Below are 22,249 nucleotides of genomic sequence, written 5' to 3'. Positions count from 1 at the left end.
TTGCCGACCCGGCTGCGGGCCCCGGTGCTGCGAGGGTGGGGTCCCGGTCCGGGTCGATCGCCGGCTCTGCCTCAATCGTCCCGCTCAATCCGACAACTCGGAGGATCTCGGGCGGTCGAGGCCAGGGGTCTTGCGGGGTGGAACAGCGTCAGTGCAACAAAAAACCCCTCGTGCCCAAGGGCATGCGAGGGGTGGCGCGTCGGTCTGTCACGAGCAGGGCGTGCGAGCCCTGTCAGCCGACGCGCCCGCCAAGTACGAGAATTCGGGTGCGCATGGCAACGACCATCCTCCCGTCCGGGGTGGCGTGTCAAGCAGGTGGGATGACCGTCTCGCCATGCGGACCACCGGCCGGACCGGTAACGGCACGGTGTTCGGGCAGGTCAGAGCCGCCGTGGTGACGTACGCCACGTCCCGGTGCGGCGTCCGGCCGGCCACTCGTCCGGGTGTCGGCGGCCGGGTGGCCGCGGCGGGCGGAGAGCGGGCCCGGCTGCTTCGGCAGCGGGTAGCCGCGGCGGGCCAGCGCGCGGCGCAACCGGGGTTCGTCCAGCGGCGGCGCGAAGGCCGAGCCCTGGGCCTGCCCGCAGCCCAGTTCCTGCAGCACGGCGACCTGGCGGGGCAGGTCCACGCCCTCGGCGGCGGTGGCCATCCCGAGGTCGCGGCCGAGCCGCAGGGCGTGCCCGGCGAGCGTACGGGCGAGCCCGGACTCGCCGAGGCCCTGGACCAGCGTGCGGTCCAGCTTGAGGCCGTCCAGGGGCAGCCGGGCGAGGGCGCCGAGCGAGCCGCTGCCCGCTCCGTAGCCGGCCAGCCAGGTGGAGACGCCGAGCCGGCGCAGCGCGGCCAGCCGCCGGCCGAGTTCGTCGGCGAGCGAGTCCGGCCCCATCCGGGCCACCTCGATCACCAGCTCGCCGGCCGACAGCCCGCTGTCGCGCAGCGCGGCGGCCACCGTCTCGTACACGCCGGGCGAGCAGAGCCGTTCGGCGGAGAGCCGGACGGCGACCGGGACGGGCTCCGGCGCGCCCCGGCCCCGGCCGTGCAGGCCGCGCCGGGCGGCGGCCGCGGCGACCGCCTCGCGGACCAGCCAGCGGGAGAAGCGGGTCGCCGCGTCGCCGTGCTCGGCGGAGCGCAGGAACTCGGCCGGGGTGAGCAGCAGGCCGCCCGCCGAGCGCCAGCGGGCCTGCGCCTCGACGCCGGTCACGGCGCCGTCGGCGAGGTCCACCACGGGCTGGTGGAGCAGGGTGAAGCCGCCCTCCCGGACGGCCAGTCTCAGCCGCTCCTCCAGCTCGGTGCGGCGCTCCAGGTCGGCCCGCATCGCGGGGGTGTAGAGCACCACCCGGCCCTTGCCCTCGGACTTGGCCCGGTACATCGCGAGGTCGGCGTTGCGCATCAGCTCGTCGGCGGCGGCTCTGGGGTCGGCGGCGGGGCCGCGTTCGGGGGTGCCGAAGGCGATGCCGATGCTGGCGGCGACACCGAGTTCGGCGCCGCCGATCCAGTACGGCTCGGAGAGCGCCACGCGCAGCCGTTCGGCCAGCTCCTGGACCTGGAGGCGGCCGAGCGGGCCGCAGACCAGGGCGGCGAACTCGTCGCCGCCGAACCGGGCGACGGTGTCCCCGCAGCGGACGGCGCCCTGCAGCCGGCGGGCGGCCTGCACCAGCAGCTCGTCGCCGACCTGGTGCCCGGCGGAGTCGTTGACCGCCTTGAAGCCGTCCAGGTCGAGGAAGAGCACGGCGATCCCGGCGCCGGTGCCGCCCTGCTGGCCCCGGGCGCCGAGGGCGGCCCGCAGCCGCTGGGTGAACAGCGCCCGGTTGGGCAGGTCGGTGAGCGGGTCGTGGAAGGCGTTGTGCTGCAACTGGGCCTGCAGCATGACGCGTTCGGTGACGTCCCGGCTGTTGAGCAGCAGCCCGTCGCGGTGCCGGCTGACCGTGGACTCGACGTGCAGCCACTCGCCGTCGCCGGAGCTGATCCGGCACTCCACCCGGGCGGAGGGCTCGGCGGTGGCCGGGACGCGGTGGGCGGTGAGCCGGATCCGTGCGAGGTAGCGGCGGACCTCGGAGAGCACCCGGTCCACGTCCTCCGGGTGGACGAGGTCCAGCAGGTTGCCGCCGACCAGCTCCTCCGGGTCCCGCCCGTACACGCCGAGCGCGGCCGGGGAGACGTAGGAGAGCACGCCGTTGGCGCCGGCGATCATGATGACGTCGCTGGACCCCTGCACCAGGGAGCGGAAGTGCGACTCCTTGTGGGCGAGTTCCTGGGCCAGCGACAGGTTGTCGAGCAGCATCACGCCTTGCCTGAGGATCAGTGCCAACCCGACGGTGCACGCGGCCGCGGCCACCACGCGGTCCAACTCGCGCCCGCCGAGGGCGTTGTAGAGGATTCCGGCGGTGCAGACCGCGGCGGCGGCGTACGGCGTGAGCGCGCTGAAGGTGGTGGCCACCCGGCGGCGCGGCAGGCCGCCGGCCGAGGGGTGCTCGCGCAGCGGGCGGCGCCAGCGCACCGACCACGGCGCCCAGGCCAGCAGCAGGCTGCCGGAGAACCAGCCGGCGTCCAGCAGTTCGCCGGAGTGGTAGCTGCTGCGCAGCTCCGGGGAGGTGAACAGGGCGTCGCACAGCACGGTGACGGCGAGCGCCAGCATCGCGGTGTGCACCGCCGCCCGGTTGCCGTCCCGGCCGCCGAAGCGCAGCCCGACCACCAGGCTGACCAGCAGGATGTCCAGGACCGGGTAGGCCAGGTTGAGGGCCAGCCGCAGCGGGGAGCAGTCCTCGCCGGCGGCGATCCGGCCGAGCGCCAGGCTCCAGCTGAGGGTGAACAGCGAGCCGGCGATCAGCCAGCCGTCGAGCAGCAGGCAGAGCCAGCCGGCCGCGGAGCGCGGGCGCTGGGCGAGCACCAGGACGCCGGTGATGGCGAGCGGGGCGAACAGCAGGAAGGCGTACTCGGCGAGCGAGTCCCGCGGCAGCGGGGTGCGCACGACCAGCTCGTACCAGCCCCAGGTGCCGTTGCCGCAGGCGACCATGAGCGAGGAGAGGCCGAACAGCAGCCAGGCCGGGCGGGCGTGCCCGCCGACGGTGCAGCCGTACACCAGGCAGGACAGGGCGGCCGCCAGGGCCGCCGCGGACAGGCCGAAGTCGCCCATGAAGATGGACAGTTGGCGGGATCCCCAGCCGGCGGTGGCGCCCATGGCGTAGGCCAGGCAGAGCCCGCCCAGGACGAGTCCGGGCAGCGCGCGGCTCTCCCGGAGCCGACGCAGCGGGCCGCGGCGGGCGGGTGCGGGAACCGCCCCGGCGGCGGACGCGTCGGCGGGTGGTGCACCCGGGCGTCCGGCCTCGGGCAGCACCGTATCGGTGGAGCTCACTCGGCCTCTCCCCCTCCGGCCCGGGGCCTCGCGCCCCGGCCACGGGCCACCGGACGCGCACCTCTCAGCCGTACGCGGTGGCCTGGCGCCCCGTCAGGACGGTGGCCCAGGGGGTGGGCGGCCTGCCGGCCGCCGCACCGCACCGATGCTCCCAAAATGGACCCTACACCAATTCCGTCACTCAATGACACGCACACTCAACTTAGAGTAATGGCGCAGAGGTGGGGAAATACCCCCGATTCCGGCGGATCGGCCCGGTTGGCGGCGGCGTGCGGCCGGGGGCTCACGCGGCGCGCACGGGAGCACACGGCGGCGCCCCGCCACCGGGAGCGGTGGCGGGGCGGTGGCGGGGAGGTGCTCCGGGCCCGGCGGCGGGGCCCGGTCTCAGCGGCCTGACAGGGCCTGATCGTCCGGGAACAGCCGCAGCCGGTGCGCCAGCGCGGCCGCCTCGCCCCGGCCGCCGACCGCGAGCTTGCCCAGGATGTTGGAGACGTGCACGCTCGCGGTCTTCGGAGAGATGTACAGTTCCTCGGCGATCTGCCGGTTCGTCCAGCCGCGCGCGAGCAACCGGAGCACGTCCCGCTCACGGGGGGTGAGGTTGAAGGAGTCCCCGACGGCCGCGGCCGGAGCCGGCTCCGCCGCCGCCCGCTCGGCGGGGGCGAGGCTCAGCCCGGCCCGCTCGGCGAGGCCCGCGATCTGCGCCCCCAGTGTCCGGTCCTCCCGGACGGCCGCCAGTTCGGCCGCCTCGCGCAGCAGTTCGGCCCCGTCCTCGCGCCGCCCGGCCAGCACCTCGGCCTCACCGGCCCGAAGCAGGGCGAGCGCCAGCGGGTACGGCAGACCGGTCGGCCGCAGCGCCTCGACCACGGCACCCCACTGGTCCGGGGTGTCGGCGCCCTCGGCACGGGCCAGTTCGGCCTCCAGCAGCCGGGCCCAGCCGTGGTGCAGCGGCGCCCGGGGCCGAAGCCGCCCGGCGGCCGCACCGATGGCGGCCAGCGCCTCGCCCCGGCCCGCGTCGGCCTCCGGCAGGCCCCGGGTGTCCGCCTCCACCCCGGCGGCCTCGGCCAGCAGCGGGTAGACGTCGGACTCGTGGCCGAGGCGCCCCTCCTCCGACAGTGCGGCGAGCAGTTCGGCCCGGGCCTCCAGCGGCCGGCCGCCGAGCGCGGCGAGCCGCACCGCCAGCCGGCTGATCGGCACGCTGTGCTGGACCTGGCCGACCCGGTTGGCCGCCCGGGCCTGCGCCAGCATGGTCGCCGCGGTGGGCAGGTCGCCCCGGAGCAGGGCGAGTTCGCCGCGCATCCGGTCCAGGAACTCGGCGTGGGTGCCGCTGAGGCTGGTCAGCTCGCAGGCGGCGAGCACCTCGGCGGCCTCCTGGACCCGCCCGAGGTCGGTCAGCGCCTCGACCAGGTTGCCGGTCAGGATGGTGCCGATGTTGCGCAGCAGGCCGTTGCCGTCCGCGAACTCCAGGCCCTCGCGGGCCAGCCGGACGGTGTCCTCGGGCCGGCCCAGGCCGCGCTGCATGCTGGCCAGGTTGTTGATGCCGCGCAGCAGCAGGTCGGGCACGCCCAGTCGGCGGGCCCGCTCGACCGCCCCGGCGAGCTCGGCCAGGCCGCCCTCGGCGTCGCCGTGCACGTCGTAGCGCAGGCCGCCGAGGGTCATCCGGGCGTGCACCTCGACCGAGTGCGCGCCGACCTCCTGGGCGATCCGGATCGCCCGCTCGGCGAGTTCGAGGTGTTCGGGGCCGGGCTTCTTGAGCATCGCCGAGCCGGCGCCGAGCGCGAGCACCTCGGCCTGGACGGCGGACGGCGGCAGCTGGGCCACCAGCCGCAGCGCGTGGCCGATCTCCTCCTCGTCGCCGGAGCGGCGCAGGCTGCCCAGCATCCGGGCCCGGTTGATCCGGAACCAGGCCGCGCGCACCGGGTGCACCGTCTCGTCGACCAGCCGCAGCCCGCGCTTGGCCAGGCTCAGGCCGCGCTCGCGGTCGCCGGTGCGCCGGGCCGCGACCACCGCCTCGGCCAGCACGTCCTCCAGCTGGATCCGGTCGCACTCCTCGTCGGCGGCGCTGTGGTCGCAGGAGCCGGGCGGGTAGGTCTCGGCCCAGTCGTACGGGCGCAGGGTGTGCGCCAGCACCTCCTCGGAGACCATGTCCCACAGCTCCAGGGCCCGCTCCAGCATGCCCAGTTGCTCGGCGAAGGCGTTGCGGCGGCGGGCCGCCCGGGCGGCGTCCAGGGCCGTCGGCAGGGCGCGGGCCGGATCGTGCGCGTGGTACCAGTAGTTGGCCAGCCGGGCGGGCAGCGCGTCGGAGGAGAGCAGCTGCGGGTGGGCCTCGACGGCGAGCGCGAACGTGCGGTTGATCCGGTGGCGTTCGCCGGGCAGCAGGTCGTCCGAGACCGCCTCGCGGACGAGGGCGTGCCGGAACCGGTACCCCTCGCCCTCGCTGTCCGGGCGCAGGATGTTGGCGCCGACCGCCGAGCGCAGCGCCTCGATCAGCGCCTCCTCGTCGTCGTCCAGGACGGCGGCCAGCAGGGCGTGTTCGACGTGCGAGCCGCCCTCGGCGGCGATCCGCACCACCCGCTGGGCCTCCTCGTCCAGGCCCTCGACCCGCACCAGCAGGATGTCCCGCAGCGAGTCCGTCAGCCCGGCGCCGAAGCCGTCCTGGAAGGCCGTGGCCAGTTCCTCGACGAAGAAGGGGTTGCCCTCCGAACGGCGGTGGATCCGGTCCACCAGCTGGCGGTCGGGGGCGGCGGTGCCGAGGATGCCGGCCAGCTGCGCGGCCACCTCGCGGCGGTCGAACCGCGCCAGCTCCAACCGCTGGACGGTGCGCAGCCGTTCGAGCTCGGCGAGGAAGGGGCGCAGCGGGTGCCGGCGGTGCAGGTCGTCGCTGCGGTAGGTGGCGACCAGCAGTACCCGGGAGCGGTGCAGGGTGCGCACCAGGAAGGCGAGCAGTTCGCGGGTGGAGCGGTCCGACCAGTGCAGGTCCTCGACGGCGAGGACGAGGGTACGTTCCGCGCCGAGCCGTTCGAACAGCCTCGCGGTGTGCTCGAACAGCCGGGCCCGGCCGTACTCGTCGTTGGGTTCGCCGTCCGCCTCGCCGAACTCGGAGAGCAGGCGGGCGAGGTGGCCCTCGCTGCCGGCCGCGGCGGCCTCGAAGTCGGTGCCCAGCGAGCGGTGCAGCCGGCGCAGCGCGGCGGCCAGCGGCGCGTACGGCAGGCCTTCGGCGCCGACCTCCGGACAGCTGCCGAGCGAGGTGACCGCTCCCCGGTCGGCGGCGCGCTCCAGGAACTCCTCCAGCAGCCGGGTCTTGCCGACGCCGGCCTCGCCGCCGATCAGCACGGCCTGCGGACTGCCGGTGCCCGCCCGGCGCAGCGCGTCGGTCAGTTCGGTGATCTCGCTGCCACGGCCGACGAAGACGGGGCTGACCGATATCTGCTGCATGGAGGCGAGCATGCCATAGCCGGTGGGGACCGGCCGAGGGGTTATCTCCCCTGGCGAACGCCCGGAGGGGGAGACGCTCACTCGCGTCTCCCCCTCCGGAACTCCGTCGGCACCGCCCTGGTGCCGGACCGTCAGCATTCGGGCCGACGCACGGGGCGCCGCTGGAAGCGGGAGGCCACCGGGCGCTGCCGCAGACGGCTCGCCTGCTTGGCCTCGCGGACCAGTCGCTCGTGCTCGGCGCGGGCCACGAGCTCGTGGGCCTGTTGCTGGAAGGTCTGGTACTCGATCACTTCGGTTCCCCTTGTGGGTCTCACTGCGTTTCGCTGACGAGTAAGAGCTTCCTCTCCCAGTGGGGGGTGGGGCATCGGGAGCGTGCCCGATCTTCCGGGGCCCGGATGCCTTAGATCGGGCTCCGGAAAAGGTTCAAGGCCCGGCCTCACCCCATTACGGAGGTGAGACCGGGCCTTAGGCCTTACTTAGAGGGCCTTAGATGCCTTAGATGCCTTAGGAAGGCAGGGTTGACAGCCTAGGTGCCCTGGGAAGGGCCCGCTCAGGCGGACACGCCCCGCTTCTCCAGGCTGTGCCTACTGTCCTTCTGCGGCGAGCCGCTCCAGGATCAGATCCTTCACGCGGGCGGCGTCCGCCTGGCCGCGGGTGGCCTTCATGACCGCGCCGACCAGCGCGCCCACGGCCTGGACCTTGCCGTCGCGGATCTTGGCGGCGATGCCCTCGTTCTCGGCGATGGCCTGGTCCACGGCGGCGCCCAGCGCGGAGTCGTCCGACACCACGGCCAGGCCGCGCTTCTCGACGATCTCGTCCGGCTCGCCCTCGCCGGCCAGCACGCCCTCGATGACCTGGCGGGCCAGCTTGTCGTTCAGCTTGCCCTCGGCGACCAGCGCGGCGACCCGGGCGACCTGCGCCGGGGTGATCGGCTGCTCGCTCAGCTCGGTGCCGGTCTCGTTGGCCCGGCGGGCCAGCTCGCCCATCCACCACTTGCGGGCCTGGTCGGCCGGGGCCCCGGCCGCGATGGTCTCCTGGATCGGCCCCACCGCACCGGCGTTGAGGACGGACTGCATGTCCTTGTCGGACAGGCCCCACTCGGCCTGCAGCCGGGCGCGGCGCACCCGCGGCAGCTCGGGCAGGGCGGCGCGCAGCTCCTCGACCCACTCGCGGGCGGGGGCCACCGGCACCAGGTCCGGCTCGGGGAAGTAGCGGTAGTCCTCGGCGTTGTCCTTGATCCGGCCCGAGGTGGTGGTGCCGTTGTCCTCGTGGAAGTGGCGGGTCTCCTGGACGATGGTGCCGCCGTCGGTCAGCACGGTGGCGTGCCGCTGGATCTCGTACCGGGCGGCCCGCTCCACGCTGCGCAGCGAGTTGACGTTCTTGGTCTCCGAGCGGGTGCCGAAGGTCTCGGTGCCGTTCGGGCGCAGCGACAGGTTGACGTCGCAGCGCATCTGGCCCTTGTCCATCCGGGCCTCGGAGACGCCGAGGGAGCGGATGACCTCACGCAGCTCGGCGACGTACGCCTTGGCGACCTCGGGGGCGCGCTCGCCGGCGCCCTCGATCGGCTTGGTGACGATCTCGATCAGCGGGATGCCGGCCCGGTTGTAGTCGAGCAGCGAGTGCGTGGCGCCGTGGATGCGGCCGGTCGCGCCACCGACGTGGCTGGACTTGCCGGTGTCCTCCTCCATGTGGGCGCGCTCGATCTCCACGCGGAAGGTCGAGCCGTCCTCCAGCTGCACGTCGAGGTAGCCGTTGAAGGCGATCGGCTCGTCGTACTGCGAGGTCTGGAAGTTCTTGGGCATGTCCGGGTAGAAGTAGTTCTTCCGCGCGAACCGGCACCACTCGGCGATCTCGCAGTTCAGCGCCAGGCCGATCTTGACGGCCGACTCCACGCCGATCGCGTTGACCACCGGCAGCGAACCCGGCAGGCCCAGGCAGGTCGGGCAGGTCTGGCTGTTCGGCTCGGCACCCAGCTCGGTCGAGCACCCGCAGAACATCTTGGTCTTGGTACCGAGCTCGACGTGGACCTCAAGGCCCATCACCGGGTCGTACGACGCCAGAGCGTCCTCGTAGGAGACCAGGGTCATGACGCTCACAGCGTCCCTTCTCACTTGAAGCTTGGGAGGTACGGGCCCGGCCGCCGCTCGCGCGGGGCCGGGCCTGGGAGCTCGGCTCGGCTCAGCCCAGCAGCACGTCGTCGGAGCCCAGCCGGCGCAGCTCGCGCACCAGCAGGGCGGTGCCGGTGACCAGCGCCGCGGCGCCGACCAGGGCGTTGACCAGCTTGAGGGTGTCGCTCTCCTCGCGGGCCTTGCGGACGTCCTTGGCGATGGAGATCGCGCCGAAGGCGCTGGTGCCGATGGACAGCCACAGGCCGGGCTTGCTGTGCTTGAAGCCCTTCAGGGAAGTGGACTGCGCCTTCGCCTTCTCGATCTTGCTCACAGTGCCGGTGCCTCCTCCAGCAGGGTGTGCCCCCACTTGTCGTTGAGCGCGGCCTCGACGGCGCCGCCCACGCGGTACAGGCGGTCGTCCGCCATCGCGGGTGCGATGATCTGCAGGCCGACCGGGAGATTGTCCTCCGGGGCCAGCCCGACCGGCAGCGACATGGCCGCGTTGCCCGCCAGGTTCGACGGAATCGTGCACAGGTCGGCCAGGTACATCGCCATCGGGTCGTCGGCGCGCTCGCCGATCGGGAAGGCGGTGGTCGGCGTGGTCGGCGAGACCAGCACGTCCACGCCGGCGAAGGCCGCGTCGAAGTCGCGCGAGATGAGCGTGCGGACCTTCTGAGCCGAGCCGTAGTAGGCGTCGTAGTAGCCCGAGGACAGGGCGTAGGTGCCCAGGATGATGCGGCGCTTGACCTCGTCGCCGAAGCCGGCCTCGCGGGTCAGCGCGGTGACCTCCTCGGCCGAACGCGTGCCGTCGTCGCCGACCCGCAGGCCGTAGCGCATCGCGTCGAAGCGGGCCAGGTTGGAGGAGCACTCCGACGGCGCGATCAGGTAGTACGCCGGCAGCGCCAGGGTGAACGACGGGCAGGAGACCTCGACGACCTCGGCGCCCAGCTCGCGCAGCAGCTCCACCGACTCGTTGAAGCGCTGCATCACGCCGGACTGGTAGCCCTCGCCGGCGAACTCCTTGACCACGCCGATCCGCATGCCGCGGACGTCGCGCATCCTCGCGGCCTCGACCACGGCCGGGACCGGCGCGTCGATCGAGGTGGAGTCCAGCGGGTCGTGCCCGGCGATGGCCTCGTGCAGCAGCGCCGCGTCCAGCACGGTGCGGGCGCACGGGCCGCCCTGGTCCAGGCTGCTGGAGAACGCGACCAGGCCGTAGCGGGACACCGAGCCGTAGGTCGGCTTGACGCCGACGGTGCCGGTGACGGCGCCGGGCTGGCGGATCGAGCCGCCGGTGTCGGTGCCGATCGCCAGCGGGGCCTCGAAGGCGGCCAGCGCGGCGGCCGAACCTCCGCCGGAGCCGCCGGGGATGCGGGTGAGGTCCCACGGGTTGCCGGTCGGGCCGTAGGCCGAGTTCTCGGTGGAGGAGCCCATCGCGAACTCGTCCATGTTGGTCTTGCCGAGGATGACGACGCCGGCGTCCTTGAGACGGCCGGTCAGCGTGGCGTCGTACGGCGGGATCCAGCCTTCGAGCATCTTGGAGCCGCAGGTGGTCGGGACGCCCTTGGTGGTGAAGACGTCCTTCAGGGCGAGCGGGACGCCGGCCAGCGGGCCCAGCTCCTCGCCCTTGGCGCGCTTCTCGTCGACGGCCTTGGCGGCGGCCAGCGCGCCCTCGGTGTCGACGTGCAGGAAGGCGTTGACCTTCTTGTCGACGGCGTCGATGCGGTCCAGGTGCGCCTGCGCGACCTCGACGGCGGACACCTCGCCCTTGGCGATGGCGCTCGCGGTCCGGGCGGCGGTGTAACGGATCAGCTCGGTCATCTCGGTCAGTCCTCCCCGAGGATCTGCGGCACACGGAAACGCTGCTCCTCGGCGGCGGGGGCGCCGGACAGCGCCTGCTCCGGGGTGAGCGAGGGCCGGACCTCGTCCGCGCGCATGACGTTGGTCAGCGGCAGCGGGTGGGAGGTCGGCGGGACGTCCTGTCCGGCGACCTCGGAAACGCGGGCTACCGCGCCGATGATCACGTCGAGCTGCTCGGCGAAGTGGTCCAGCTCTTCGGGCTTCAGCTCAAGACGCGACAGCCGGGCGAGGTGGGCGACCTCCTCGCGCGTGATGCCAGGCATGCAGCGATCCTCAGGGTGAGTTCTGGTGAGGCCCGGCGTGCCTTGCGGGCGGTGCCGGGCCCGGGCAGGAGCAGCCGGGTTCGGCGCTCCGTCCTCGTGGTCTTTGGACCCCATCCTATGGGGCCCGGCCCGGCCACCGGCCAACCAGTGAGCCGAGCCGCCCGTCACCGCCGGGTCGCATCCCCGCCACCACCCCCACGGCGGCGTCCGGCACGGCGTCGATCACCGCGCGAGCACCGGGCGAGCACGGCGTCGATCACCGCGCGAGCACCGGGCGAGCACCGCGTCGATCACCGGGCGAGCACCGCGTCCGTCACTGCGGCCGGAAGCGGGCCCAACTCTGCGTGCCCGGCGCGTTGATCTCCATCTGCGCGGCCTGGACGGCCTGGACCACCGGCGGCAGCACCGGGGGCAGGACGGGCGGGAGCGTCGGCGGCAGCACCGGCGGGATGGCCGGCTGGACGATCGGCTTGCCCTGGACCGGCTTGCCGCCCTGGAGCGGCTGCAGGCCGGCCCGCAGCGGCGGCGCGCCGAGCCGTTCCACCGGCGGGGCGCCGGTGCGGTGCACCCGCAGCCAGGCGGTGGCCTGCTCGGCCGGCAGCGCCGCCGACACCAGCCAGCCCTGGACGGCGTCCACGCCCATGCCGTGCAGCCGCTCCCAGGTCTCGTCGTCCTCGACGCCCTCGGCGACCACGGTCAGGCCCAGCGAGTGGGCGAGCTCCACCGAGCAGCGGACCACCGCCGCATCGTGGTCGTCGGCGACCATCCGGGAGACGAAGGAGCGGTCGATCTTCAGCTCGCCGACCGGCAGGCTGCGCAGCCGCACCAGCGAGGAGTGCCCGGTGCCGAAGTCGTCGAGGGACATCCCGACGCCGTAGCCGCGCAGCTCGGCGAGGGTGTCGGCGGCCCGCCGGGAGTCGTCCAGCAGCAGCCGCTCGGTGATCTCCAGCTGGAGCGCGTGGGCCGGCACCTGGTGGCGCACGAGGTGGCCGGCGACGCGCTGGGCGAAGCCGGGGTTGAGCACGTCCCGCGGCGAGACGTTCACCGCGACCTGCACCTGCAGCCCCTGGTCGCGCCAGTAGGCGAGCTGGCCGACCGCCGCCTCCAGCACGTAGTCGGTGAGCCGCGGCATCAGGCCGCTGGACTCCGCGAGCCCGACGAACTCGTCCGGCGAGACCCGGCCCTGGCCGGGGCGCTCCCACCGCAGCAGCGCCTCCAGGCCGACCACCCGGCCGTCGAAGGCCACCTTGGGCTGGTAGTGCAGCTGCACCTCGCCGGTCTCCAGGGCCCGCCGCAGGTCCCCCAGCAGCCCGATCCGGTACGGGGTGTCGGCGTCCTGGGTCTCGTCGTACTGGGCGACGCCGCTGCAGCCGCGCTGGGCGTGGCCCATCGCGACGTCGGCGCGGCGCAGCAGGGACTCGGCGTCCTGGGCGTGCTGCGGGTAGACGCAGACGCCGGCGCTGGCCTCCAGGACGAGCAGCAGCCCGTCCAGCCGGATCGGGGCGGCCAGTTCGGCGATCAGCGCCTTGGCGACCCGCTCCAGGCTGTCCGGGCAGTTGATGCCGGGCAGCAGGACGGCGAACTCGTCGCCGCCCATCCGCGCCACCATCGGGCGGCCGCGCCGGTAGTGCCGGGGCAGCCCGGCGAAGACGTCGTCGATGGACTCCCGGGTGGCGCTGCCGGCCGGGCCGCCGGAGCGCAGTGCGCGGTGCAGTCGGCGGGAGATGTGAACCAGCAACCGGTCACCGGCCGTATGACCGAGTGTGTCATTGAGTGATCGGAAGCGGTCGAGGTCAAGCAGGATGAGACCGACGCTGTACCCCTGGTCGCACTCCGCGATCGCCTCCTGGGCGGCCAGCAGTAAGGCCTGACGGTTGGGCAGGTCCGTCAGCGGGTCGGTCAGTTGGTCACGGGCGCGGTCCCTGGCGATCCGCCAGGCCGCCACCAGCACGGCCAGGGGCACCGCGAACAGCGGCAGCAGTTCGGGTTCGTACCGGTAGACCAGGACGGCCAGCGGGATGAGCGGCGCAGCACCGGCCAGCAGCACGCCGAGCAGCAGGACCGCACCCGCCACCCCCTGCGGCGGGCGTGTGGGCGCACCGCCGGTCGTACGATCCATAAGCCCTGTCCTCCGTCGGGCCCGCCCCGTCAGGCCGCCTTACGGTGAGGCACCGTGCCGGTACCGACAGCTGCCGGGCATGGAGCGACCCCGCGGAGCACCGGCTCAGCCGGTGCCCCCACCCCTGCTGACACTCTGTTGCGCACCAGGGTATGCCTGGGCCCACCCGGTGGGCAGACTTTCGGACAACCGGAAACGCGCCACCGCGCACGAGTGTCACACAGTGACACAATGCCCGCTTTCACTGCACGTACCCGGTGACGTTGCATCAGGACGATAACAACACGGATCCGACCGCCCGCCGCTCGGGTCGGCTCCGGGTCAGTCCTCGGCGGGCGCCTGCTCCGGCTCGGCGGCCTCCTCCGGCTCCGGAAGTCCCAGGTGGGCGCGGGCGGCGGCCGGTCCGTCGGCCAGCAGGACGGCGAAGCCCGCGTCGTCCAGGACGGGCAGTCCGAGCTGAACGGCCTTGTCGTACTTGGATCCCGGGTTGTCACCGGCGACCACAAAATCGGTCTTCTTCGAAACCGAACCGGTCACCTTCGCTCCGCGCGAGGTCAGCGCCTCCTTGGCGCCGTCCCGGGTGTGGCCGGCCAGCGTGCCGGTCACCACGACGGTCAGACCCTCCAGCGGGCGCTCCGCCTCCTCCTCGTCCGCGAACTCCTCGGTGAAGCGCACCCCGGCGGCGCGCCACTTCTCCAGGATCTCCCGGTGCCACTCCTCCTGGAACCACTCCACCACGGACCGGGCGATGATCGGCCCGACGCCCTCGACCGCGGCCAGCTCCTCCTCGGTGGCCGAGAAGATCCGGTCCAGGTCGCGGAACTCCCGCGCCAGCTCCTGCGCCGCGACCGGCCCCACGTGCCGGATCGACAGACCGTTGAGGAACCGCCAGAGCGGGCGGTCCTTCACCTTCTCCAGGTTCTCCAGCAGGACTCCGGCGGTCTTCTTGGGCTCGCCCTTCTGGTTGGCGAAGAAGGTGGCCTTCTTCTCCTTGCCGGTGCGGTCGTCCAGCTTGGGCATGCCGGTCTTCTGGTCGCGCACCAGCACCTGCAGCGGCAGCAGCTGCTCCATCGTCAGCCCGAAGACGTCCCCCTCGTCCTTCACCGGCGCCTCGGCCGGCTCCAGCGGCTGGGTCAGCGCGGTGGCCGCGACGTAGCCGAGGCCCTCGACGTCCAGGCTCGACCTCCCGCCGAGGAAGGCGATCCGCTCGCGGATCTGGGCCGGGCAGAACTGGGCGTTGGGGCACCGCAGATCGATGTCGCCCTCGGTCATCGGGCGCAGCTCGGCCCCGCACTCGTGGCAGTGCGAGGGCATCACGAACTCCCGCTCGGTGCCGTCCCGCAGGCTCTCCACCGGGCCGAGGATCTCCGGGATGACGTCGCCGGCCTTGCGCAGCACGATGGTGTCGCCCAGCAGCACGCCCTTGGCCTTGACGACCTCCTGGTTGTGCAGCGTCGCGTACTGCACCATCGAGCCGGCCACCTTCACCGGCTCGGCCAGCACCGCGTACGGGGTGGCCCGGCCGGTGCGGCCGATGCCGACCCTGATCTCGGCGAGCTTGCCGGTGACCTCCTCCGGCGGGTACTTCCAGGCGATCGCCCAGCGCGGGGACTTGGAGGTGGCGCCGAGCCGGCCCTGCAGGGCGATCTCGTCCACCTTGACGACCACGCCGTCGATCTCGTGCTCGACCGAGTGCCGCTGCTCGCCGAAGTGCTCGATGAACGCCCGCACCTCGTCGAGCGTCCCCACCACCTCGTTGTGCCGGGCGGTGGGCAGGCCCCAGTCGTGCAGCAGCCGGTAGGCGTGCGACTGGTTGTCGATGTCGAAGCCGACCCGGGCGCCGATGCCGTGCACCACCATGTGCAGCGGGCGCGAGGCGGTGACCAGCGGGTCCTTCTGGCGCAGCGACCCGGCGGCGGCGTTGCGCGGGTTCATGAACAGCCGGATCATCGCCCGGGGCCGCTTGCCCTCCTTGGCGCGCTCCTCGTTCTCCGCGCGGCGGCGCTCGTTCTCCGCCACGAAGGAGGCGTTGAGCGCCTCGAAGGCCTCGGTGGGGAAGTAGACCTCGCCGCGGATCTCCACCAGCTCGGGGACGTTCTCGCCCCTGAGCCGGTGCGGGATCTCCTTGATGGTGCGGACGTTGGCGGTGATGTCCTCGCCCACCCGGCCGTCGCCGCGCGTCGCCGCCTGCACCAACTGGCCGTTCTCGTAGGTGAGGTTGACGGCCAGGCCGTCCACCTTGAGCTCGCACAGGTAGTGGTACTCGATGCCGGCCAGCTCGCCGGCGACGCGCTCGGCCCAGGCGGCGAGCTCGTCGTCGTCCATCGCGTTGTCGAGGCTGAGGAGGCGCTCGCGGTGCTCGACCTCGGCGAACAGCTCCGTCGGGGCGCCGCCGACCTTCTGCGTCGGGGAGTCGGGGGTGACCAGGGCCGGGTGCTCGGCCTCCAGCGCCTCCAACTCGCGCATCAGGGCGTCGAACTCGGAGTCGCTGACGACCGGGGCGTCCTGCTCGTAGTAGCGGGCGCGGTGGTCGGTGATCTCCTGCGCCAGCTCGGCGTGCCGCCGGCGCACCTCCGCCGGGACGTCCTCCCAGCCCTCGACAGCCGTCACCGCAAGCCCTCCTACGTTCTCATTCCGGGTTGTCCACCAGGCTCTGCGCCGCCCGTACGCTCTGGGACAGCGCCCTGCGCGCGTACGCCGGGGAGGCCCCGGCCAGCCCGCAGGTCGGCGTCACCAGCACGCGGCGGCCCAGCAGCTCCGGGGCGAACCCGAGCCTGCGCCACAAGGTCCTGACACCCTGGACACTACCGGCCGGGTCCGACACCGCCTGGTCAGTGGAGGGGACGACACCGGCGAGGATCGTCGTGCCCGCCTCCACCGCCTCGCCCAGGTCGTCGTCCGAGCGCTCGGTGAGGAGGGAGAAGTCGAGGGAGATCCCGGCGACTCCGGCCCGGCGCAGCAACGGGACCGGGATGTCCGGCGCGCAGCTGTGCACGACGACCGGCGCGTCCAGACCGCGGATCGTCTCGCGCAGCACCTCCTCGGCGACCTGCCGGTCGACGGCGCGCAGCCGCTGGAAGCCGCTGGCGGTCCGCACCGCCCCGGCCAGCACGGCGGGCAGCGAGGGCTCGTCGAGCTGGAGCACGACCTCCGCGCCCGGAATCCGCCTACGGACGTCGGCGAGGTGGCGGCGCAGGCCCTCGGTGAGCGAACCGGCGATGTCCCGGCAGGCGCCGTGGTCGGCGAGCGCCTTCTCGCCGTGCTTCAGCTCGATGCTCGCCGCCAGCGTCCACGGGCCGACGGCCTGCACCTTGAGCGCACCCTCGTACCCCTGGGTGAACTCCTCCAGGGCGTCCAGGTCCTCGCCGAGCCAGGAGTGGGCGCGCCGGGCGTCCCGGCCCGGACGGTCGGTGAACCGCCAGCCGCTGGGCTCGGTCTGCGCGAACAGCTCGACCAGGAAGCCGGCGCCGCGGCCGATCATGTCGGCGCCCGGGCCGCGCGCGGGCAGCTCGGGCAGGAACGGCAGGTGCTCCAGCGCCCCGGTGGAGGTCTTGGCGGCCTCCCGGGCGTCGGTACCGGGCAGCGAGCCGACGCCGGTGGCGGCGCCGCGCAGGTCGGGGAAGGGGTGATCGGTGCTCACCCCACCGAGCCTAGTGCGCGGCGCCGGGACCTCGTTCCGGTGGGCCCCGGCGCCCCTGGGCGTTCCTCAGCGTCCCGGGCGGACGCTGATGTCGGTGATCTCCGCGTCCCGGGAGGCGTCCAGCGCGGCCAGCACCGCCTTGGCGACGGACTCGGGCTCGATCCAGCGGGCGGCGTCGTACTCCTTGCCCTCCTGCTGGTGCACCTTGACCTGCATCGCGGTCGCCGTACGGCCGGGGTAGACCGAGGTGACCCGCACGCCGCCCGCGTGCTCCTCCTGGCGCAGCGAGTCGGCGAGCGCCTTCAGGCCGTGCTTGCTCGCCGCGTACGCCGACCACTCGGCGTGGGCGTTGAGGCCGGCGCCGGAGTTGACGAAGACCACGTGGCCCTTGGCGAGCCGGAGCGACGGCAGCAGGAGGCGGGTCAGCTCGGCGGGGGCGACCAGGTTGACGTTCAGCGTCTCCTGCCACGCCTTGACCGGCAGTTCACCGACCGTGCCCAGCTCGACCACGCCCGCCACGTGCAGCACGGAGTCGAGGGTGACGGGCAGCTGCTGGTGCCCGAAGGCCCAGGACAGCTTGGCCGGATCGCCGAGGTCCCCGACGAGGGTGCGGGCGCCGGGGAAGCGCTCCCGCAGCTCCGCCGCCCGGCGGGCGTCGCGAGCCAGCAACCAGAGGTCGTCGCCGCGCTCGGCGAGCTTCCCGGCGAGGACGGCGCCGATGCCGGAGCCGGCGCCGGTGATCAGATGTGCAGCCATGGGTCCGATCCTCTCAGGCCTTGAGCTGCGCAAACACCTCGGCGGGCGTGTCGGCGAAGGTGACCAGCTCGGTGAGCGGCCGGGGCAGGAAGCCCTCGGCGTCCATCCGCTCCAGCTGGGTCCGCAGGCCCGAGTAGAAGCCCTCGGTGTCCAGGACGACCACCGGCTTGTCGAACATCCCGTGCTTCTTGAGCTCCAGCACCTCGGTGACCTCGTCCAGCGTGCCCAGGCCGCCGACGAGCACCACGATCGCGTCCGCGCGGGACGCCAGCTCCGCCTTCCGCTCGGCCAGGTCGGCGGTCATGACCAGCTCGTCGGCGCCGACGTAGCCCTTGTGCTGCAGCATCTCGACCATGACGCCGACCAGCGTGCCGCCGGCCGCCTTCACCCCGTCGGCGAGCAGGCCCATCAGCCCGGCGTTCGAGCCGCCCCACACCAGGGTGTGCCCGCCCTCCCCCAGGAGCCGCGCGAACTCGGCGGCGGGGGCGGCGTAGCGGTCGTCGAGCGAGTACGCGGAGCAGAAGACAGTGATGTTCATAGTGCCCACTGGTCTATCACGCCTCCTCTCCCCCACTCACCGGCATTACGCCCGGTGACCGGTTGCCCCTAAGGTGCTGCGCGTGCGCCAACTGGAGATATCGGACCTGATCACGGCCGTGGACCCGCGCGACGGCCGCCGGCTCCCGGTCGCCCGCGACGAGGTCGTCCGGCAGCTGCGGGAGGGCGGGGACGAACCGGCCGCCCGGATCGTCGCCGGGCTGCCCGCCGACCGCGACGGCGTGCTCGACCCCGACGCCGTCGACCGGCTGCTCGTCGGCGTGCACACCGAACTCCAGCGGCTCAGCGAGGAACTGCGCATCGGCGACCGCCTCGTCCACCTGCTCGGCCCGCTGTTCGACGCGATCCGGGCGGACGGCGGCCGTCCCGGCCCCTACCGCCTGGTCGACGTCGGCTGCGGCCTCGGCTACCTGGTCCGCTGGCTCGCCGCCACCGGCGCCCTCGGCCCCGACGTCGAACTCGTCGGCGTCGACCTGAACGCCGCACTCGTCGGCGAGGCGGACCGGCTCGCCCGCACGGAGGGGCTCGACTGCCGCTTCGTCCACGGCAACGCCTTCGAACTGCCGGAAGCCGCCACGGTCTACGTCTCCACCGGAGTGCTCCACCACTTCGGCGCGGACGCCCTCGGGGAGTTCTTCCGGGCACAGGCCGCGTCGCCCGCGCTCGCCTTCTGCCACTTCGACATCGCCGCGACCGGCCTGGCGCCCGTCGGCGCCTGGGTCTTCCACCGTGCCCGGATGCGCCACCCCCTCGGCCGCCACGACGGCGTGGTCTCCGCGATGCGGGCGCACCCCGACGAGGTGCTGCTGCGGGCGGCGGCGGTGCCCGGCATGCGGGCGCTGGTGTACGAGCCGCGCGGACTGTCCAACCCGTTCTGCACCACGCTGCGGCCGGTGATCGGCGTACGGCCGGAGCTGGAGGCGCCGCTGCGGCGGGCCCTCGGCCGCCGCGCCCGACGGCTGGTCGGGCCCGAGCACCTGGTCGGGGCCGCCCGATGACGCTCGCCGCCGCCCTCCTGGTGCTGGGCCTGGTCGACTCGGCCTTCAGCGGCTTCCGCGCCTACGCCGGACGCGACGCCCGCATCCGCAAGCACCGGCGCAACCTCCGGGCCGCCGGGCGGGGGTTCGCGGTCGGGGCCGTCCTGCTGACCGCCCCGGCGGCGGTGGCGGGCCTGCTGCTGGTGACGGCCGCCGACCAGGAGCGAACGTACGCCGACCTGACCGCCGGCGCTCTCGGCTACCTGCTCCCGCTGGCCGTCTACGCGGCCGCCGTCCTGCTCTCGCTCGCCGCCTACTTCACCCTGCCGTTCCGCGCCGGCACCCTGGCGATGGTCATCGGCCTCGGCCCGCTGACGCTGCTGCGGCCGCTCGCCGTTGCGGCGGGCTGCCTCGGCGCGGTGGTCAACGGCGGCGGCGCGGCAGCGCTGCTGGTCGGCGTGACCGCCGGTGCGGCGGTGCTGTGCGTCGAACCCCTGGTGCACCGCCGCTGGTACCGCGAGGTGCAGTAGCCCGGCTCGGGGCTCAGTCCTTGTACGGAACGAGTCTCCCCGGGAGGTGTGCCTCGGGAACCGTAGCCGCCGGAGCGGACACCCGGGTGAAGGCCCGGCGGTAGGTGCGGGGCGGGACTCCGCGGCGGCGGACGAACTGTTCGCGCAGGACGGCCGCGCTGCCGTAGCCGACCCGGCGGGCGATCTCCTCGACCGGCAGGTCGGTCGTCTCCAGGAGTTCCTCGGCGCCGCTCAGCCGCAGGTCCCGCAGCCAGGCGTGCGGGGTGGTGCCGGTGGCCGCGGCGAAGCGGCGGAGGAAGGAGCGCTTGCTCATCATCGCCCGCTGCGCCAACTCCGCGACCGGCAGCGGCTCGTGGAGGTGCCCGCGGGCCCAGGCCAGCACCTCGGCGAGGCGCTCGTCCTGGCCGTCCTCGGGGACGGGCACGGCCAGGTACTGGGCCTGCCCGCCGTCGCGGTGGGAAGGCAGCACCATGTCCCGGGCGATGTGGTTGGCCAGGGCGGTTCCGTGCTCCCGCCGGATCAGGTGCAGGCACAGGTCGAAGCCGGCGGCGGCTCCCGCTCCCGTGGTGATCCGCCCCTCGTCGAGGTAGAGCGCGTCGGGTTCGACGGTGACGTCCGGGTAGGTGCGGGCCAGCAACCCGGCGAACCGCCAGTGCGTGGTGGCCCGACGGCCGGCGAGCAGACCGGCGGCGGCGAGCGCGAACGTGCCGACGCAGTGGGCGGCGACCAGCGCTCCGCGCTCGTGCGCGGCCGACAGCGCGTCGAGCACGGCGGGAGAGGGCGGCGTACGGAATCCGGCGCCGGGCAGGGCGAGCACGAGATCGGCGGCGGCCAGCCGGTCCAGGCCGTGCTCGACGGCGATCGGCACGCCCAGGTCGGTCGGGACGCTTCCCGTCCGGTCCGCGCAGAGGGCGAAGTCGAAGCCCGGTGCCGCCTCCCCGTGCGGGCCGAACACCTCGGCGACGATGCCGACGGCCAGCATGCCGACGCCGGGCGGGACGTACGCGGCGACGGTCGTGAAGGGAGCCGTGGAAGCCATCCGCGGATGATGGCACATTTCCTGCGATCAGTGGCATCCGTGCCACTCGTCGGGGGCGGGCCGGTCCGAAAGGATCGGGGCATGAACGACGCACCGCTCGGCCGCAGCGCCCAGTACCAGGTCCTGACCACCGGCTACGTCGGCTCCACCGGCCCCGGGGTCGCCGCCACCGTCTCCTACGTCGCGGACGCGGGACGGCACGTGATCTTCGACCCGGGCATGGTCTCCGGCCACGACGACATCCTCGCCCCGCTCGCCGAGTTGGGGCTCGGCCCCGACGACATCACCGATGTCGTGCTCAGCCACCACCACCCGGACAACACCATGAACGTCGGCCTGTTCGGGAAGGCCCGGGTCCACGACCACAAGGTCGAGTACCAGGGCCACCACTGGACCAACCGCGACGCCGAGGGCTACGAACTCACCCCCTCCCTGCGCCTCATCCGCACCCCCGGCCACAGCCACGAGGACATCACCCTGCTGGCCGGCACGGACGCGGGCGTCGTCGCCTTCGCCGGCGACCTGTGGTGGCACCGGAACGGCCCGGCCGACGACCCGGTCGCCCCCGACCGCGAGGTCCTGCGGGCCTCCCGCCGCCGGGTGCTCGCGGCGGCCGACGTGATCGTCCCCGGCCACGGCGCCCCGTTCACGGCCGACGACAACCCGCCGCTGTAGCAGGACCGACCATTCACTTCGGCCTCACCGAGGAGCTCACGCGCCCGACGCGGAGCGATCATGCGGCCACCTGCTGCGCCCCCGAGGGCCTCGACTCGGACGACAGGTCCATATGGATTTCTGTATAATCACTGCGTGAGCGATCCGTGGCAGATCGAGATCGAGCCGGAAGTCCGACGTTGGTTGGAACTCCTGCCGGACACCCAGTACGACAAAGCTGAGCGGGCGGCCGACATGCTCGCGGCCCACCCAACCACGCTCGGGGAGCCGTACACCCGCCACCTCGGGGGCAAACTGCGCGAGCTGCGCTTCACCATGGACGGCAACGCCGTACGCATCACATACTGGCTCACCCCCGAGCGGCGAATCGTGTTGCTGACGGTGTTCCGCAAGACCAGGCAGCGCGAGACGGCCGAGGTCGAGCGCGCCCACCAGGCCCAGAAGGCATGCGAGGCGGACCATGGTCCCGCCGAGCACAGCTATGACCGGATCAAGGAGGAAAGCCTGTGAACCACTCGCAGTGGAAGACCCGCCGGACCAAGAGGCTCCTCGGAGAGTCGGTCGAGGAGTCCCCGGCCTACTTGGAAGCCGGATACGCATTTGCACTTGGCCAGGCCGTATACGACCGCCGCACTGAACTTGGCTTCTCTCAGGCTGAGTTGGCGCGGCGCGCAGGAATGACCCAGCCACAGATCTCCAACATCGAGGGCGGCGACGCCGCGCCCACCCTGCCGCTGCTCACCCGCCTGGCCAAGGCCCTGGATGCATCACTGACCATCGACTTGGACGGCGACACCTCGGCATTCGTGTTCACCCCGCACCGCGTCCCCGAGCCCGACCAGGCACCTGCGGACGGACGCTCCTCAGCGGCCTGACCCGGACCGCCCCCGTAGGCTGTGGGACGAGGCCGCGGCCGCGTATCAGTGGTGGTCCGGCCAGGGCCGCC

General features: G+C 73.5%; 18 protein-coding genes. 5 read left to right on the top strand and 13 right to left on the bottom strand.

The window, feature by feature from the left end; genetic code table 11:
* Window positions 1-307: 307 nt before the first annotated feature.
* From ACIRST_RS08865 to ACIRST_RS08810, 12 genes are all read right to left on the bottom strand, one after another.
* The gene (locus tag ACIRST_RS08865) at window positions 308-3,241 is read right to left on the bottom strand and encodes an EAL domain-containing protein (protein WP_350520344.1); all 2,934 of its coding nucleotides are present in this window, start codon (window positions 3,239-3,241) and stop codon (window positions 308-310) included.
* A 489-nt stretch (window positions 3,242-3,730) separates the two neighbouring features.
* Window positions 3,731-6,778 carry an AAA family ATPase gene (locus ACIRST_RS08860; RefSeq protein ID WP_350520178.1) on the bottom strand — a complete coding sequence of 1,016 codons (3,048 nt, stop codon included), beginning with the start codon at window positions 6,776-6,778 and terminating at the stop codon, window positions 3,731-3,733.
* 131 nt (window positions 6,779-6,909) lie between these two features.
* On the bottom strand, window positions 6,910-7,068 hold the full coding sequence (locus tag ACIRST_RS08855) for a hypothetical protein (protein WP_350520179.1): 159 nt from the start codon (window positions 7,066-7,068) through the stop codon (window positions 6,910-6,912).
* A 294-nt stretch (window positions 7,069-7,362) separates the two neighbouring features.
* Window positions 7,363-8,874: an Asp-tRNA(Asn)/Glu-tRNA(Gln) amidotransferase subunit GatB gene (gatB, locus tag ACIRST_RS08850; RefSeq protein WP_350520180.1), complete on the bottom strand. Its 1,512-nt coding sequence runs from the start codon at window positions 8,872-8,874 to the stop codon at window positions 7,363-7,365.
* 82 nt (window positions 8,875-8,956) lie between these two features.
* Window positions 8,957-9,217 carry a hypothetical protein gene (locus ACIRST_RS08845; protein WP_350520181.1) on the bottom strand — a complete coding sequence of 87 codons (261 nt, stop codon included), beginning with the start codon at window positions 9,215-9,217 and terminating at the stop codon, window positions 8,957-8,959.
* Entirely contained in the window at window positions 9,214-10,707 is a 1,494-nt protein-coding gene (gatA, locus tag ACIRST_RS08840; protein ID WP_350520182.1) for an Asp-tRNA(Asn)/Glu-tRNA(Gln) amidotransferase subunit GatA, read from the bottom strand. Before gatA ends, ACIRST_RS08845 begins: the two co-directional genes overlap by 4 nt.
* Window positions 10,708-10,712: 5 nt before the next feature.
* Window positions 10,713-11,009: an Asp-tRNA(Asn)/Glu-tRNA(Gln) amidotransferase subunit GatC gene (gene gatC, locus ACIRST_RS08835; protein WP_030057414.1), complete on the bottom strand. Its 297-nt coding sequence runs from the start codon at window positions 11,007-11,009 to the stop codon at window positions 10,713-10,715.
* A gap of 313 nt (window positions 11,010-11,322) precedes the next feature.
* Window positions 11,323-13,128 (bottom strand): putative bifunctional diguanylate cyclase/phosphodiesterase, encoded by a 1,806-nt coding sequence (locus ACIRST_RS08830; RefSeq protein WP_402800922.1) that lies wholly within the window; start codon window positions 13,126-13,128, stop codon window positions 11,323-11,325.
* 321 nt (window positions 13,129-13,449) lie between these two features.
* Window positions 13,450-15,738, bottom strand: a complete 2,289-nt coding sequence (gene ligA, locus ACIRST_RS08825; RefSeq protein WP_402800920.1) for an NAD-dependent DNA ligase LigA — start codon at window positions 15,736-15,738, stop codon at window positions 13,450-13,452.
* Between the two features lie 19 nt (window positions 15,739-15,757).
* Entirely contained in the window at window positions 15,758-16,768 is a 1,011-nt protein-coding gene (locus ACIRST_RS08820) for a methionine synthase (protein ID WP_402800918.1), read from the bottom strand.
* Between the two features lie 66 nt (window positions 16,769-16,834).
* Entirely contained in the window at window positions 16,835-17,524 is a 690-nt protein-coding gene (locus tag ACIRST_RS08815; protein WP_350520186.1) for an SDR family oxidoreductase, read from the bottom strand.
* A 13-nt stretch (window positions 17,525-17,537) separates the two neighbouring features.
* Window positions 17,538-18,062 carry a TIGR00730 family Rossman fold protein gene (locus ACIRST_RS08810; protein ID WP_402800916.1) on the bottom strand — a complete coding sequence of 175 codons (525 nt, stop codon included), beginning with the start codon at window positions 18,060-18,062 and terminating at the stop codon, window positions 17,538-17,540.
* A gap of 82 nt (window positions 18,063-18,144) precedes the next feature.
* Here ACIRST_RS08810 and ACIRST_RS08805 point away from each other — a divergent pair, with 82 nt between their 5' ends.
* Entirely contained in the window at window positions 18,145-19,080 is a 936-nt protein-coding gene (locus ACIRST_RS08805; RefSeq protein WP_402800914.1) for a class I SAM-dependent methyltransferase, read from the top strand.
* Window positions 19,077-19,589: a hypothetical protein gene (locus tag ACIRST_RS08800; RefSeq protein ID WP_402800912.1), complete on the top strand. Its 513-nt coding sequence runs from the start codon at window positions 19,077-19,079 to the stop codon at window positions 19,587-19,589. The genes ACIRST_RS08805 and ACIRST_RS08800 overlap by 4 nt, the downstream gene beginning before the upstream one ends.
* 13 nt (window positions 19,590-19,602) lie before the next feature.
* Here ACIRST_RS08800 and ACIRST_RS08795 read toward each other — a convergent pair whose 3' ends face one another.
* On the bottom strand, window positions 19,603-20,628 hold the full coding sequence (locus ACIRST_RS08795) for a GlxA family transcriptional regulator (protein WP_402800909.1): 1,026 nt from the start codon (window positions 20,626-20,628) through the stop codon (window positions 19,603-19,605).
* An 81-nt stretch (window positions 20,629-20,709) separates the two neighbouring features.
* On the opposite strand from ACIRST_RS08795, the gene ACIRST_RS08790 reads away from it, so the two are divergent.
* From ACIRST_RS08790 to ACIRST_RS08780, 3 genes are all read left to right on the top strand, one after another.
* Entirely contained in the window at window positions 20,710-21,303 is a 594-nt protein-coding gene (locus ACIRST_RS08790; protein WP_402800906.1) for an MBL fold metallo-hydrolase, read from the top strand.
* 135 nt (window positions 21,304-21,438) lie between these two features.
* A complete protein-coding gene (locus ACIRST_RS08785) occupies window positions 21,439-21,813 on the top strand; it encodes a type II toxin-antitoxin system RelE/ParE family toxin (RefSeq protein ID WP_402800904.1) in 375 nt (124 codons plus the stop codon).
* Window positions 21,810-22,178, top strand: a complete 369-nt coding sequence (locus ACIRST_RS08780; RefSeq protein ID WP_402800902.1) for a helix-turn-helix domain-containing protein — start codon at window positions 21,810-21,812, stop codon at window positions 22,176-22,178. The genes ACIRST_RS08785 and ACIRST_RS08780 overlap by 4 nt, the downstream gene beginning before the upstream one ends.
* The last annotated feature ends 71 nt before the right edge of the window (window positions 22,179-22,249 follow it).

Source organism: Kitasatospora sp. NPDC101447, from assembly GCF_044767225.1.
Taxonomy (GTDB): Bacteria; Actinomycetota; Actinomycetes; order Streptomycetales; family Streptomycetaceae; genus Kitasatospora.
This window is presented reverse-complemented; position numbering and strand designations above follow the sequence as displayed.